This is a genomic window from Chitinophaga dinghuensis (genome assembly GCF_003259435.1).
Taxonomy (GTDB): domain Bacteria; phylum Bacteroidota; class Bacteroidia; order Chitinophagales; family Chitinophagaceae; genus Chitinophaga; species Chitinophaga dinghuensis.
The window spans coordinates 33478-48165 of record NZ_QLMA01000003.1; the positions used below are offsets into that span (position 1 = coordinate 33478).

Genomic DNA, 14688 nt, shown 5'->3' on the forward strand with positions numbered 1-14688 from the left:
TCCATGAAGAAGATAGTTGTTATGGCATCTTTGCTGCTGGCAGGGTTTAACTTGTTTGCCCAGCAACAGCAAAAAGAAGATGCTGCCACCTTTGCCAAAGAGATTCAGCAACCAGGCGTACAGGTATTTGATGTACGTACTGCCGGAGAGTATAACAGTGGGCATCTTGCCAATGCCTTACAGGCGGATTATAATCGTCAGGATGAGTTCCTGGAACGAGTAAAATACCTGAACAAAGAGAAGCCAGTATATGTGTATTGCCTTGGTGGCGGCCGCAGTGCAAAAGCGGTGGATTGGATGCGTAAGAACGGCTTCACTAATGTAGTGGAACTGGAGGGAGGTATCAATGCCTGGAAACAGGCCGGTTTGCCGGTAGAAGGAGTGGGTATTTCAAAAGCCCAGTTGTCTATGGACGCGTACAAGAGCAGCATTATGAAAGGCTGGGTATTAACGGATGTAGGCGCCGCATGGTGTCCGCCATGCCGTCAGATGGAGCCGGTATTGGCATCTTTGCTGGCCAAACATAAAAACCTGAAGTTGGTTAAAGTGGACGGCGGTAATGATACAGAGGTGATGAAACAGATCAATGCATTAAAGCTGCCTACTTTCATCATGTATAAGGATGGTGTGGAGAAAGGCCGTATCACTGGTGTGGTGAGTCAGGAAACCCTGGAAGCGATGATGAAATAACGCAAGTTGTTAACAAAATAATTTAGAGAGAAAGCCGGTTCAGCTGAACCGGCTTTCTCTCTTTAATGGCTATACGAATTTTTTGGTGGCATAGTCCAGGAAGTAGCTGAACTGTAATGGTTTGCCAGTGATTTTTTCGCAGAGTTCATTGGAGGTATAATATCTTCCGAATGGGTGAATATTATTGCGGAGCCAGTCGAGCAGCGGTTGATAGTTGCCACTGGCGATCGCCTCTTCCAGTTCCGGGACCTGTTGCTGGGCAGTGGTGAAGAACTGTGCAGCGTAGAAGGAGCCGAGAGAGTAGGTAGGGAAGTAACCGAAGCTACCGTGCGACCAGTGGATATCCTGCAATACGCCTTGTGTATCGCTTGGCACATCTACGTGTAGGTATTGACGGTAGTAATCGTTCCATGTATGGTTCAGATCTTTTGTGCTGATGCTGCCATCGATCAGTCCTTTTTCTATTTCGTAGCGGATCATGATGTGGAAGTGGTAGGTGATTTCATCTGCTTCCGTACGAATCAGGGAAGGTTGCACGTGATTGATGGCTTTATAGAAATCTTGCAGAGACACGTTACCGAGATTTTCCGGGAAGGTGCGCTGGAGGCGTGGATATTGGAACTTCCAGAAAGCGAGGCTACGTCCGGCATTATTTTCCCAGAGGCGGGATTGTGATTCGTGGATACCCAGACTGGCAGCTTCGCCACAAGGGAGTCCGTATTGTTCCTGGGGAAGGCCTTGTTCGTATAGTGCGTGTCCGCCCTCATGGATGCAGCTCCAGGTCATGTTACTGAAATCGTTTTCATCGATGCGGGTAGTTACGCGAACATCCAGGGGGTTGAAGCTGGTAGTGAAAGGGTGTTCAGAAATATCCTGGCGACCTGCTTTCATATCGTAGCCCATTTCTTTCAGGATATCGATCCCGAGTTGCCATTGTTTGTTTCGGTCATAGTGGAGGTGCAGGAAATCGCGTTTGGCGGGTGATTGCTGGGAGATCTTATCCAGCAGTGGAGAAAGGGCTGTTTTCACTTCTGCGAAGATGGTATCCAGCATGGTGGTATTAGCGCCTTTTTCGTATTCATTCACCAGTGCGTTATAGGGATGGTCTGTGTATCCGAGGATGGCTGTTTCTTTACGTTTCAGCTCAACCATGCGGGTGAGGGCTGGTTCAAATACTTTATAGTCGTTAGCTTTACGGGCTTTTATCCAGGCGTGATAAGCCTGGTTGGTAGCTTCAGAGATTTCTGCTACGAGAGAAGCCGGGTATTTTTTATTTTTTTCGTAGTCTTCCAGAGAGAGCGCGATATTTTTCTGTTGTACGGAGTCTAGCGCCGGATTGCCATGGAGGTCTTGCAGGAGGGCGCCCAGGTCTTCCTCTGTAAACAGTTCATGCGCGATGGTACTGAGAGTAGTAATTTGCTGACCGCGGAAGCCGGCTCCTTTTTCCGGGAGGTAGGTTTCCTGGTCCCAGCCTAAAACGGCGATTGCATTTCTAACATCTGCAATTTTTTGCATCTTTAGTTTGTAATCCGCATATTGTTCTGCTGTAGATTTGCTTCCTGGCATAACTGATGTTTTTTTGCAAATGTAGGTGATGGCCGGTATGAACCATTAAATTTTACCCATATGAAGATAAAAGAGATTATCCAGGCGATAGAAAGTTTTGCGCCGTTGCAATATCAGGAGAGTTATGATAATGCCGGGTTGATATTCGGGGATTCGTCCAGGGAGGTTAGCAATGTGTTGCTGACGCTGGATGCTACAGAGGAAGTGATAGATGAGGCGATTGCCAGGGGCTGTAATCTGGTGGTGGCGCATCATCCTATTGTTTTTGGCGGCCTGAAGAAGATTACGGGGGCTAATTATGTGGAGCGGGTAGCGATTAAGGCGATTAAGCATGATATAGCGGTGTATGCAGCGCATACTAACCTGGATAATGTGCGGAATGGCGTGTGTGCGGAGATGGCTGGTCGGCTGGGATTGGTGAAGACCAAGATTTTGCAGCCTAAGAAGGGGTTATTGAAAAAGTTATACACATTTGTGCCGGTGGGGGATGCAGAAAAGGTGCGTACTGCCTTGTTTGAGGCGGGGGCCGGGCATATAGGGAATTACAGTGAATGTAGCTTCAATGGCCAGGGAGAGGGTACTTTCAAGGCCGGCGAGGGAACGGACCCTTATGTTGGTACGCAGGGGAGCAGACATTTTGAAGCGGAGACGAAGTTGGAAGTGATTTTTCCGTTATATTTGGAAGGTCGCGTGATTTCGGCGTTATTGTCGAGTCATCCTTATGAGGAAGTGGCTTATGACGTGGTAGCATTGGATAATGCTTACCAGGAGGTAGGTTCAGGGTTGATAGGAGAGTTGCCGGAGGAGATGGAAGAGATGCAATTTTTACGTTATGTGAAGGAGCAGTTTGGGACGGGTTGTGTAAAATACACGCCGTTGAGGGGTAAGTCGGTGAAAAAGATTGCGTTATGTGGAGGTGCGGGGAGTTTTCTGCTAAAGCGTGCCATTGGTGCGGGGGCGGATGTCTACATATCCTCAGATTTTAAATATCATGAATTTTTTGATGCTGATAATCAATTAATTATAGCAGATATCGGACATTTTGAGAGCGAGCAGTTTACAGTGGAATTATTTTATCATATATTGACTGAAAAATTCCGTAATTTTGCGCCTCTTAAATCTACGATTAAAACAAACCCGGTAAATTATTTATAATACATGGCTACCGTAAAAGAATACTCCGTTGAAGAAAAATTAGCGTCTGTACTCAGATTGCAGAAGATTGATTCCAAGCTGGATGAGATCCAGGTGCTGAAAGGGGAGTTGCCGATTGAGGTAAAGGACCTGGAGGATGAGATCGAAGGATTGAATACCCGTCAGTCACACATCGAGAATGAGATCAAGGGTATCCAGGATTTCGTTTCCAACAAGAAAGCGGCTATTAAGGAAGCAGAGGCGCTGATCAAGAAATATGAGAAGCAGCAGGATAATGTGAAGAATAACCGCGAGTTTGAGGCGATTACCAAAGAAGTGGAAATGCAGAACCTTGAGATCAAGTTGGCTGAAAAGCACATCAAGGATGCAAACGAAGAGATTAAGGATAAAAGTCGGGTGCTGGAAGGCGCTAAAAGAGCTGTAGGCGATAAAGAAGCGAACCTGAAACACAAGAAAGGCGAGCTGGAGAAGATCATTGCAGAAACTGAGAAAGAAGAGAAAGATTTTGAAAAGCAGAGTGATGATGCTCGTTCTAAGGTAGATCCTCGTCTGCTGGCTGCATATGAGAAAATCCGTAAAAACTATCGTAATGGTCTGGCAGTGGTTACCATTGTTCGTGATTCTTGCGGCGGTTGCTTTAACGCGATTCCTCCTCAACGTCAGGCAGAAATCCGTCAGCACAAGAAAATCATCGTGTGCGAGCACTGTGGTCGTATCCTGGTAGACAATGACCTGGAAGCGTCTGTGACTATCTAATCGGGTATTGCCTCGGGCATAAACTAACTAAAGGCCTTTGTCGTAATCGGCAGAGGCCTTTTTTATTAAAATCAAGCTAATAAAATTAGTTTCATATTACTAAAAATATTAGTTTTGCTTTCGCAGGCCTCCACGCATATACCATGCGTAATAGTTCTTTTTTTTTGTGGCAGGAAATTCGCTGGAATAAGGCAACTTTGAATATTGTAGATTGTTAATTTGAGATTGGCCTTAATTTCAGGAATTTTGTCAGTATGCGAATCGTAGTTTCATTCATTTTGGTACTCAGTTTAGCCTTAAACGTTAGTGCAAGGCAGAAGGTGTATGATTTCAATACCCGGTGTGAACAGGCTTATGATGCGATCATGCAGCTTCGGTTGGACGTCGGTAAATCCTTGTTGGAAGAAGAGAAGAGAGAACATCCGGATAATCTGATGCCTTATTTTCTGGAAGACTATGCGGATTTTTTTCCTTTGTTTTTCAATGAAGATGCCGCTGAATATTCCCGCAAGAGAGGTTTACGTTCTTTCCGGTTGGATAAAATGTCGGAAGGCTCAGCAGATTCGCCATACTACCTGTATACGCAGGCGGCTATTAAGTTTCACTGGGCACTCGTAAAAGTGAAGTTCAACGAAAAATGGGATGCCACCTGGGAAATCAGGAAAGCTTATGTGATGCTGAAAGAGAATCAACGCCGCTTTCCGAATTTCATTCCCAACAAATTATTGCTGGGCACTATGCAAACCGTTTTCGGCACTATCCCCGAAGGATATAAGTGGATTACGAATATCCTCGGTCTGAAAGGAAGTATTAAGGATGGTATGGAGAATGTAAATGCTTTCGTAGAGAGCAATGCACCGGAGGCAAAACAGTTCAGAGAGGAATCCTATTACTTCTACTGCTATCTCATGTTGTTTATTGTGAATAAACCGGAAGATACCTGGCAGTTTCTCAATCGCAAACAACTGGATACCAAAAATAATTATCTCTTCGCCCTGATGGTGGCCAATCTGGCCCTGAATAACCAAAAGGCGGCAGTAGGACTGAAAGTTTTACAGGAAAGAAATACGGGAGAGGATTATGCAGACATCCAGTATTACAACTACGTATATGGGTTACTGAAACTCACCAGACTCGATTCAGATGCACATGTTTATCTGGAGCGTTTTGTGAATTCTTTCAAAGGAAAGTTTTATGTAAAAGAGTGTTTGCAAAGGCTTAGCTGGTATTACTATATGGAAGGAAACCAGACGGCGGCCAACAAATACCGCGAAATGATCTTCAAACGCGGCGGTACAGAAACAGACGCCGATAAACAGGCACTGAAAGAGGCGGAAAGCGGCAAATGGCCGAATCCTTTCCTCTTAAAAGTACGGCTGCTGAGCGATGGAGGATATTTCACAGAGGCATTGAAGTTATTGCTGACAAAAAAAGCAGCCGATTTCGCAGGGATTGATGAGAAGCTGGAATATGCATACCGACTGGGACGCATATACGATGAAACCGGTCAGGACGACAAAGCCGTTCAGATGTATGATGTAACCGTCAAAGTGGGCACCAACAGGCCGGAATATTATGCCGCCAGAGCCTCCCTTCAGATGGGATACATCTTTGAAAAAAGAAATGAAAAAGCCAAAGCTATCCAGTGTTATCAGAAATGCCTGGATATGAGAGGCCACGATTATAAAAACTCCCTCGACGCACGTGCCAAAGCCGGGATTCAACGTGTAAACGGGATCTGATGAGGGAGTACAGCAGTTAGCTTATTTTATTATTATCCTGACTTATGTTACAGCGTTTAATCATTAAGAATTACGCCATTATCGATCACCTGGAAGTGGATTTTTCCGGGAACCTGAACGTTATCACCGGTGAAACCGGTGCAGGTAAATCCATTCTGCTCGGCGCCCTCTCGCTTATCCTGGGCGAAAGAGCAGATCCAGGCGTGCTGTTTAATAAAGAAGACAAGTGCGTAGTAGAAGGCATCTTCCAGGTGAAAAACAACCAGGTAGCCAGCTTTCTGCACGAACATGAACTGGATGTGGAAGATCAGCTGATCATCCGCAGAGAGATCAGCGCTGCCGGCAAATCCAGGGCTTTCGTCAACGATACGCCAGTCAACATCTCCCAGTTATCTTCCCTCAGCCAGTTCCTGGTAGACCTGCACCAGCAGTTCGATACCCTGGAACTGGGAAATGCAGACTTCCAGCGGGAAGTCATCGACGCTCTTGCCAAACCTTCTGCATTACCACAATACCAACAACTGTTTCTGCAATACCAGCAGGTACAGCGGAAATATAAAGAACTGTCAGACAACAGAGACGTTGCCAACAAGGAACTGGACTACAACAAATTCCTATTGGATGAACTACTAGAAGCTGATTTCAAAGAAAATGAAATAGAAGACCTGGATGGCGAACTACAGGTACTGAGTCATGCGGAAGAGATTAAGAATACGCTTTCCCGCGTTTATTTTCAGCTGAAAGAAGACGAACAACCCATCCTTCAGCAACTGAAACAGATTCAATCCTCTCTCCTCGCCATTTCCAGCTTTCATAAAGATGTGCCCGCAGTGGCAGAACGTATGCAATCTGCCTACGTGGAACTGCAGGATATCGCTGGAGATATTGACCGCCTGAGCGATCAGGTACAATATGATGGCGCACGCATTGAACAAGTAAATGAAAGACTGGCACAAGGCTATCGTTTCTTCAAGAAACATGGGGTACAAACTACCGCAGAACTCCTGGAAATCCGCGATACCCTGGAGCAAAAGGTAGCAGGCGTACTTAATCTGGATGATCAACTGGCCTCTCTGGAAGCAGAACAGGCACGTTTGCAGGAGCAACTGCTGCAAATGGCTGAAACTATTACTATTGCCCGTACTGAAGCTGCAGTGCCTTTTGAAAGAAATGTAAACGAATTATTGGCGCAAGTGGGTATGCCTAATGCCCGCATGAAAGTGGATATCGTTACCGGCGAACTGAATGCCTACGGACAGGATACAATGGATCTTCTCTTTGATGCCAACAAAAGCAATCAGTTTGCACCTGTTGGTAAAGTGGCATCTGGCGGTGAGTTGAGCCGTATCATGCTTTGTGTAAAATCATTGGTGGCGCAATCTGTTCATCTCCCTACATTAATATTTGACGAGATAGACACCGGTATTTCCGGCGAAGCCGCCAAACAGGTAGGTATTATCCTGAAAGACCTGGCGAAAGAACATCAAATCATATGTATTACGCATCAACCTCAGATCGCAGGAAAGGCCGATGCACATTACTTTGTATACAAAGATGCCGCTGCAGAAAAGGTGCGTACCAGCGTACGTTTGCTGACACTGGAAGAGCGTATAAACAAGATTGCTCAAATGCTGAGTGGAGAGAAGCCTACGGCTGCGGCCCTGGAAAATGCCAGGGAAATGGTCCGTTAAGAAATCAAATAGCTTTTTTCAACTATAACAGCTATTTTTGCCGAAATTAATTTTTGACCAAATGGCTCATAACTTATTAAAAGGGAAAAAAGGTATCATCTTTGGCGCATTAGATGAAAAGTCTATCGCTTGGAGAACTGCACTTCGTTGTGTGGAAGAAGGCGCTGAAATCGTGCTTACCAATGCCCCTATTGCCCTCCGTATGGGTGAAATTAAAAAGCTGGCGGATACCTGCAATGCACCGGTTATTCCTGCTGATGTGACCAACATGGATGATCTGAACAATCTGTTCACTAAATCTATGGAGCATTTTGGCGGTAAGATCGATTTCGTACTGCACTCCGTAGCAATGGGTATGAACATTCGTAAGGGCAGAAGCTATACCGACCTGGATTACGACTTTAATCACAAAACATTCGATATTTCTGCTATTTCTTTACACCGCGTACTGCAAACAGCTTATAAACTGGATGCACTGAACGAATGGGCTTCTGTAATTGCGCTGTCTTACATCGCTGCAGAACGCGTATTCCCTGATTACGGTGAAATGGCGGATGCTAAAGCCCTGTTGCAGTCTATTGCACGTAGCTTTGGTTACCACTATGGCGTACACAAAAAAGTACGTGTAAACACTATCTCTCAGTCTCCAGTGAAAACAACAGCTGGTAGCGGCGTACAAGGCTTCGATGGCTTCATGCGTTATGCAGAAGAAATGAGCCCTCTGGGTAATGCTTCTGCTGATGAATGTGCAGATTACGCAGTTTCTCTGTTCTCTGACCTGACCAGAATGGTGACTATGCAGAACCTCTATCATGATGGTGGGTTCTCTTACACTGGTATTTCTGCTGGTGTGGTGGCTCAAATGGAGAAATAATTCGGCTTTACAACCTCTTTTATATAGAAAAGGCGATACCTACCGGTATCGCCTTTTTTTATTGTTTTGCGGGATTCACCGCCGTTTGCCGGTTGTGGAATCGACATCTTCGATGTCGATTCGGTCTTGTTCCGCGCTGCGCGCGGTGCCGCTGCGCTGGCGATCGAAGGACAGCGTATATTTCAGGCTTCATGTGCTGGCAAGCGAAGATCGGGTTGTACGATTGTGTGGATTGCGCCAGATAGGTGCTCTTTTGGAAGAGGCGGTGACGCTGCGCTGGCGGGTGAAGGACTGCGTATATTTCAGGCTTCGCATGTTAGCAAGTGAAGATCGGATTGTACGATTGTGTGGATTGCGCATTGGGCCAGATAGGTGCTCTTTTGGAAGAGGCGGTGCCGCTGCGCTGGCGATCGAAGGACAGCGTATATTTCAGGCTTCATGTGCTGGCAAGCGAAGATCGGGTTGTACGATTGTGTGGATTGCGCCAGATAGGTGCTCTTTTGGAAGAGGCGGTGACGCTGCGCTGGCGGGTGAAGGACTGCGTATATTTCAGGCTTCGCATGTTAGCAAGTGAAGATCGGATTGTACGATTGTGTGGATTGCGCATTGGGCCAGATAGGTGCTCTTTTGGAAGAGGCGGTGCCGCTGCGCTGGCGATCGAAGGACAGCGTATATTTCAGGCTTCATGTGCTGGCAAGCGAAGATCGGGTTGTACTATTGTGTGGATTGCGTATTGGGCCAGGTGGTGCGCTATGCTGGCGGGCGAAGGACTGCGTATATTTCAGGCTTCACGTGTTAGCAAGCGAAGATCGGATGGTACTATTGTGTGTATTGCGTATTGGCCCAGGTAGGTACTCTTTTTGAAGAGGCGGTGATGCTGCGCTGGCGAGCGAAGAGTTGCGTATATTTCAGGCTTCGCATGGATGGTGCGCTGGCGAGCGAAGGATCACAGAAAGAAGATTACGATAATGCGGACTGCCGATTGGAGGGATTTAGGGAGATAACCGCTAAAAAAATAGCCGTACCACCTCGGTGGAACGGCTATAATACTTTCGGCATAGGATGCTCAGGAGCCTAAGTAACAACGGATTATCTGATTAATATTCATCTTCGTTAAAGAAGAAGTCGTCTTGAGACGGGTAATCGGACCAGATATCCTCAATCCCTTCGTAAATCTCTCCCTCATCTTCCAGCTCCTGCAAGTTCTCAATCACTTCAATCGGTGCACCGGAGCGGATTGCGTAGTCAATGAGTTCGTCTTTCGTAGCTGGCCATGGAGCATCCTCCAGGTATGAAGCTAATTCTAATGTCCAGTACATCTTATTAAAATTTTTACTTTTTTAAATTTTCGCAAAAGTATTCATTAATTTGAAATAAACAACTTTTACTATTTTATTGGTTATTTACTTTTCTTTGGGTTATGCTAACCGCTCGCAATGTCACCAAAAATTATTCCAACTTACCGATTCTGAAGGGAGTGGATATTACTGTCAGTAAAGGGGAAATCGTTACTATTGTTGGCTCGTCCGGAGCCGGCAAAAGTACGTTGTTACATATCCTCGGAACGTTGGATACGCCCACTACTGGCGAAATTCTCCTGAATGATGTCAATCTGACCAAGCTGAAAGGGAATGCCCTCGCTGATTTCAGAAACCGCCATATTGGCTTTATTTTCCAGTTTCACCATCTGCTGCCGGAATTCTCTGCCCTCGAAAACGTGTGCATACCAGGCTTTATTGCCGGTACGGCTAAAAATGCTGTCAGAGAAAAAGCCATGTTCCTGCTGGAAACACTCGGTATGCAGGATCGTATGGACCACAAACCGAATGCGCTCTCCGGTGGTGAACAACAAAGAGTAGCCGTTGCCAGAGCCCTCATCAACAATCCTGATGTGGTAATGGCCGATGAACCTACCGGTAATCTCGACTCCCGTAATGCCAGAGAACTACATAACCTGTTTTTTGAACTAAGGGAAAAATTCAACCAGACTTTCATCATCGTCACACATAATGAAGAACTGGCCCCTTTAAGCGACAGGCAGCTTGTCATGAAGGACGGCCGGATTATCTCCCATTAGCAGCTTTATCGCCCCCATAGCGGGGCGATAGCCCGCTTAATAGCCGTATTGGTCTATACCTTCCCGGAAGGTTTGACAATGGGCATCCACCACATGCTTTACCCGCGGCGAATATCCGCCTCCCATTACCACTGCCACCGGTATACTATGCCGCCTTAGCGCACTGAATACCATGGCGTCCCTATCCCGGCAGCCTGCTGCTGTTATCTTCAGCTTACCCAGCTTATCCGTTTCCAGGATGTCCACTCCAGATAAATAGTATACAATATCAGGACGCACCTTGTTTATCAAATCTTCCAATGACTCTTCCAGTAACCTAAGATAAGGGCCATCGGTGATGCCATCCGGCAGGGGAATATCCAAATCTGATCTTTCCTTGTGGAAAGGATAATTATGCGCGCCATGCATACTGAACGTGTATACATGCGGGTTATTTTCAAAGATAGCCGCGGTGCCATTCCCCTGGTGTACATCCAGGTCTATCACCAGCGCCTGGCGGATTTTCCGCTGATCCAGCAGGTAATTAGCCGCTACCGCTATATCATTCAGTAAGCAGAATCCCTCCCCTTTTCCAGCAAAAGCATGATGCGTACCACCAGCTACATTGAATCCCAATCCATGCTCCAATGCATGTAAGGATATATCAATCGTACCCTGGGCTATCACAATTTCCCGCAAGGTGAGTCGGGGCGACTGCTCAAACCCTATCTGGCGCTGTTCCCGATAGGTGAGCCCCTGATCCCGTAGCTTTTCCCAGTATTCCCGGGTATGGGTGAGCAGAATAATTGCTTCTTCTGCCGGTGCAGGCATAAAAAGGTGTTCCTCCCGGATAATGCCCTCCCGGAGCAACTGCTCGGGTATCAGCTCATATTTGATCATCGGGAAACGATGATTGGGTGGAAGCGGATGTATATAAACTTCGTGAAATGCAATCTTCATTTTTCAGGGATTTATTGTGCCCTTACTACGGAATCGCCGGCTATTACAAATACCGGTTCATCCACTTCGGCGTTCATAGAAGCTAGTCCGGTGAACTCGCCAAATGCCGGTAATATGCAGCAGTGCCTGCTGAAATAAAAGCAAGGCAGTCTCAATCGCTGCCTGGCCATGCCTGCCATTACATATCCCGGATGCAGATGGCCTGAAAACGTATAGGTATAACCGTTATCATGACCGCAAGGCTCATGAATAAAATGGATATTACGGAGGGTGAGTGTTGGGGAGATGTGGATATTCAGCCGGCTATATATTTCTTCCGGCATAATATCGTGGTTGCCCACTACCAGGTGAAAACGAATATTGGGAAACTGCCTTCTCCATACCTCGAAATAATCCACTTCCTTATTTTCATGGCTGTGGAACATATCGCCGGTAATGATAATCTGAGTTGGCTGATAGCGCGTGATGAGGCGTTGCAGGCGAAACAGATCTTCTGCCACTATCCCTGCCGGTACCGCAATACCGGATTTCCTGAAATGAGTAGCCTTGCCCAGATGTAAATCTGATACGATCAATGCCTGTTCTTCCTGCCAGTAGATGGCGCGCTCCGGCAATAGCTGCCAGTGTTGCGACCGATAAAAAAATATTTCCCCTGTCACGTTCTCTGCTGATTTTTAACAGGGTGCAAATTATCAAATTCCTACCCGTTTGCAGCGATCAATTTTTTTATGCGGTCTGCCAGTTTTTCGCTGGTCATGGTATCGCGGAGACTATCCACTTTAATCGGGAAGCAGAATGGGGTGAGTTTTTCCGGATGAGTGACCACGATCTTGCTGACTGCAATACGGTCCAGCGTTTCCCGTAGCCGGGCTTCCTCCATCTGGTAAAAGAAGGCTTCATTAAAAGCCTGTTGCAGTAGCAGGTTATGCGGGTCATAATCCCTGAAAACATTGAACAACAAGGAAGACGATGCCTGTAAATGCCTGTTGGCTTTATTTTTACCGGGATAGCCCTGGAAGATGAGACCTGCTATTACCGCAATGTCCCTGAACTTACGACGGGCCATTTCGGTAGAATTTACACTGGCTTGTAATTCCGTGGTCAGGTTGTCGGTGGTGAATAATGCTTTGGAATTTTCGGCGGTGAGCGGAATGGGTTGGTCAGACAAGAGCTCAAAGCCATAGTCGTTCATCGCTATGGAAAAAGTGATGGGCGTTATCCGACTGATACGCCAGGCCAGTAAGGCTGCCATTACTTCATGTACGAGCCGGCCTTCAAAGGGATATACGAACAGATGATAGCCATCTTCTGTTTGAATATGCTCTATCAGTAATTCATCATCTTTGGGAATATGGGATAAATCTTCCTGGAGATTGAAGAGGGGCTGTAGTGCCAATAGTTCCGGGTCTTTGGTTCGGCGACTAAGCGCTTCGTTGAATTTACGACGCAGCATCCATCCCAGGTTGGACGACAGCGGGATGCGACCTCCTTGCCAGCTGGGCACAATGGTGCGCTTGGAGGTGGATTTGCGGACAAAGGCAGTCATGTCTTTCGTCATTACAAATTCCAGATTTCTGCCGGCCAGTGTAAAGCTGTCTCCCGGTTGTAATCTCGATATAAAGCCTTCTTCTATCACGCCTACATAACCTCCGCTCATAAATTTCACTTTCATCATCACATCGCTGACAATAGTGCCTATATGCAAGCGGTGACGCATGGCCAGCATCCTGCTGGTACAGCGGAAGAAGTTTCCGGAGCGGTCCATTTTTTTGAACTCATCATAACTGAAGAGGGCATCGCCGCCGGTGGTGAGAAAAGCAAGTATCCACTGCCAGTCTTCCGGCGTCATGTGCTGATAACAGTAAGTATTCCTGACTTCCTCCCATATGTCATTGGCATGGAATCCATCGGATACGGCCAGGGTCATCAGGTATTGGAGCAATACGTCCCAGGCCAGCAGCACTGGCATTCTGCTTTCAATCAGTTCTTCTTCCATCGCGGCTTTCAGCGCTGCTGCCTCTACCAGCTCCAGAGCATGGGTAGGCAGGAAGTAGATATTACTGATGGCGTTGGGCTGATGGCCGCTACGGCCTGCTCTTTGCAGGAAGCGGGCTACTCCTTTAGGGCTGCCCACCTGTATTACGGTATCTACCGGGCGGAAATCCACGCCCAGATCCAGACTGGCAGTACATACCACTACTTTCAAAATGCCATTATGAAGGGCTTCTTCCACCCATATACGCAGTTCGGCGTCTATGGAACCATGGTGCAGCGCGATGGCGCCAGCCAGCTCCGGACAGGCAGTTAAAAGTGACTGGTACCAAATCTCTGACTGAGAACGGGTATTGGTAAACAGGAGGGTGGTCTGGCTTGCCATGATCACAGGAATGGCCTGCGGGAGCATTTTAAGGCCTAAATGTCCTGCCCAGGGGTATTTGTCCATCTCGGCAGGAATAACGCTTTTTAGGGCTATATTTTTCTTTAATTGGGCCCTTATGATAACGGCATCCTGGTAATGGGTTCCCATGAGTACCTGCATGGCCTCCTCAAGATTGCCAATAGTGGCAGAGATACCCCATATTTTCAGGGGTGGGCGATTTTCCTCAGCAGTGATGCCTTTTAGTCGGCTGAGGGCGAGTTCCACCATGACCCCGCGTTTGGTACCGATGAGTTCATGCCATTCGTCTGCTACGATGGTGGTGAGATGTTTGAAATGGGCTGGATAATCGCGCTGTGCGAGCAAGATATGCAGGCTCTCCGGCGTGATAATCATAATTTCCGGCATCTGTTTTTTCTGGGAAGCGCGGGTGCTAATACTGGTGTCGCCGCTGCGAATACCTACCTGCCAGGGGATTTGCAGTTCTTCCAATACTTCCGTCATAGCACGGGCAATATCTTTTGCGAGGGCGCGCAAAGGAGATATCCACAATAATTGCAGCCCGTTTTTGTATTTTTTCCGATACTGTTCTGGATGTTTATCTATCCAGGCAATGACTACTGCAAGGAAGAGCGAGAACGTTTTACCGAAGCCTGTAGGGGCATTTACAAGTCCTGATTTGCCCTGCTGATAAGCCTCCCAGGCCTCTTCCTGGAACTGGAAGGGCTTCAGTTCCTTTGCTGCCAGCCATGAGGTAATGATTTGTTTGCCTTTCATGCACAATCTCCTATCCGGTTATTGGATAAAATTAAGACACTATT

12 protein-coding genes are annotated in these 14688 nt (G+C 46.9%); 7 read left to right on the forward strand and 5 right to left on the reverse strand.

What is annotated here, in order from left to right:
- Nucleotides 1–3 precede the first annotated feature (3 nt).
- Nucleotides 4–690, forward strand: a complete 687-nt coding sequence (locus tag CLV59_RS09140; protein ID WP_111591734.1) for a rhodanese-like domain-containing protein — start codon at nt 4–6, stop codon at nt 688–690.
- A gap of 69 nt (nt 691–759) precedes the next feature.
- Here the strand turns inward: CLV59_RS09140 and CLV59_RS09145 are convergent, their stop codons facing one another.
- Nucleotides 760–2256, reverse strand: coding sequence for a carboxypeptidase M32 (locus CLV59_RS09145; RefSeq protein ID WP_111591735.1), 1497 nt, complete (start codon nt 2254–2256; stop codon nt 760–762).
- A gap of 60 nt (nt 2257–2316) precedes the next feature.
- Between CLV59_RS09145 and CLV59_RS09150 the strand changes: the two genes are divergently transcribed.
- From CLV59_RS09150 to CLV59_RS09170, 5 genes are all read left to right on the forward strand, one after another.
- Complete coding sequence (locus CLV59_RS09150) at nt 2317–3411, forward strand: Nif3-like dinuclear metal center hexameric protein (RefSeq protein WP_111591736.1); 1095 nt, start codon at nt 2317–2319, stop codon at nt 3409–3411.
- Nucleotides 3412–3414: 3 nt separating this feature from the next.
- Nucleotides 3415–4167 (forward strand): zinc ribbon domain-containing protein, encoded by a 753-nt coding sequence (locus CLV59_RS09155; protein ID WP_111591737.1) that lies wholly within the window; start codon nt 3415–3417, stop codon nt 4165–4167.
- 254 nt (nt 4168–4421) lie between these two features.
- The gene (locus tag CLV59_RS09160) at nt 4422–5909 is read left to right on the forward strand and encodes a tetratricopeptide repeat protein (RefSeq protein WP_111591738.1); all 1488 of its coding nucleotides are present in this window, start codon (nt 4422–4424) and stop codon (nt 5907–5909) included.
- Between the two features lie 44 nt (nt 5910–5953).
- Nucleotides 5954–7600, forward strand: a complete 1647-nt coding sequence (gene recN, locus CLV59_RS09165) for a DNA repair protein RecN (RefSeq protein WP_111591739.1) — start codon at nt 5954–5956, stop codon at nt 7598–7600.
- Between the two features lie 61 nt (nt 7601–7661).
- Nucleotides 7662–8474: an enoyl-ACP reductase FabI gene (locus tag CLV59_RS09170; RefSeq protein WP_111591740.1), complete on the forward strand. Its 813-nt coding sequence runs from the start codon at nt 7662–7664 to the stop codon at nt 8472–8474.
- Between the two features lie 1097 nt (nt 8475–9571).
- Here the strand turns inward: CLV59_RS09170 and CLV59_RS09175 are convergent.
- A complete protein-coding gene (locus CLV59_RS09175) occupies nt 9572–9793 on the reverse strand; it encodes a DUF2795 domain-containing protein (protein WP_012794455.1) in 222 nt (73 codons plus the stop codon).
- A gap of 101 nt (nt 9794–9894) precedes the next feature.
- On the opposite strand from CLV59_RS09175, the gene CLV59_RS09180 reads away from it, so the two are divergent.
- Nucleotides 9895–10551 (forward strand): ABC transporter ATP-binding protein, encoded by a 657-nt coding sequence (locus tag CLV59_RS09180; RefSeq protein WP_111591741.1) that lies wholly within the window; start codon nt 9895–9897, stop codon nt 10549–10551.
- A 36-nt stretch (nt 10552–10587) separates the two neighbouring features.
- Here the strand turns inward: CLV59_RS09180 and CLV59_RS09185 are convergent, their stop codons facing one another.
- From CLV59_RS09185 to CLV59_RS09195, 3 genes are read right to left on the reverse strand one after another with little or no spacing between them, the layout of a single operon-like run.
- Entirely contained in the window at nt 10588–11490 is a 903-nt protein-coding gene (locus tag CLV59_RS09185) for a histone deacetylase family protein (protein ID WP_111591742.1), read from the reverse strand.
- Between the two features lie 11 nt (nt 11491–11501).
- A complete protein-coding gene (pdeM, locus tag CLV59_RS09190) occupies nt 11502–12149 on the reverse strand; it encodes a ligase-associated DNA damage response endonuclease PdeM (RefSeq protein WP_111591743.1) in 648 nt (215 codons plus the stop codon).
- A gap of 41 nt (nt 12150–12190) precedes the next feature.
- Complete coding sequence (locus CLV59_RS09195; protein ID WP_111591744.1) at nt 12191–14644, reverse strand: ligase-associated DNA damage response DEXH box helicase; 2454 nt, start codon at nt 14642–14644, stop codon at nt 12191–12193.
- Nucleotides 14645–14688 lie beyond the last annotated feature (44 nt).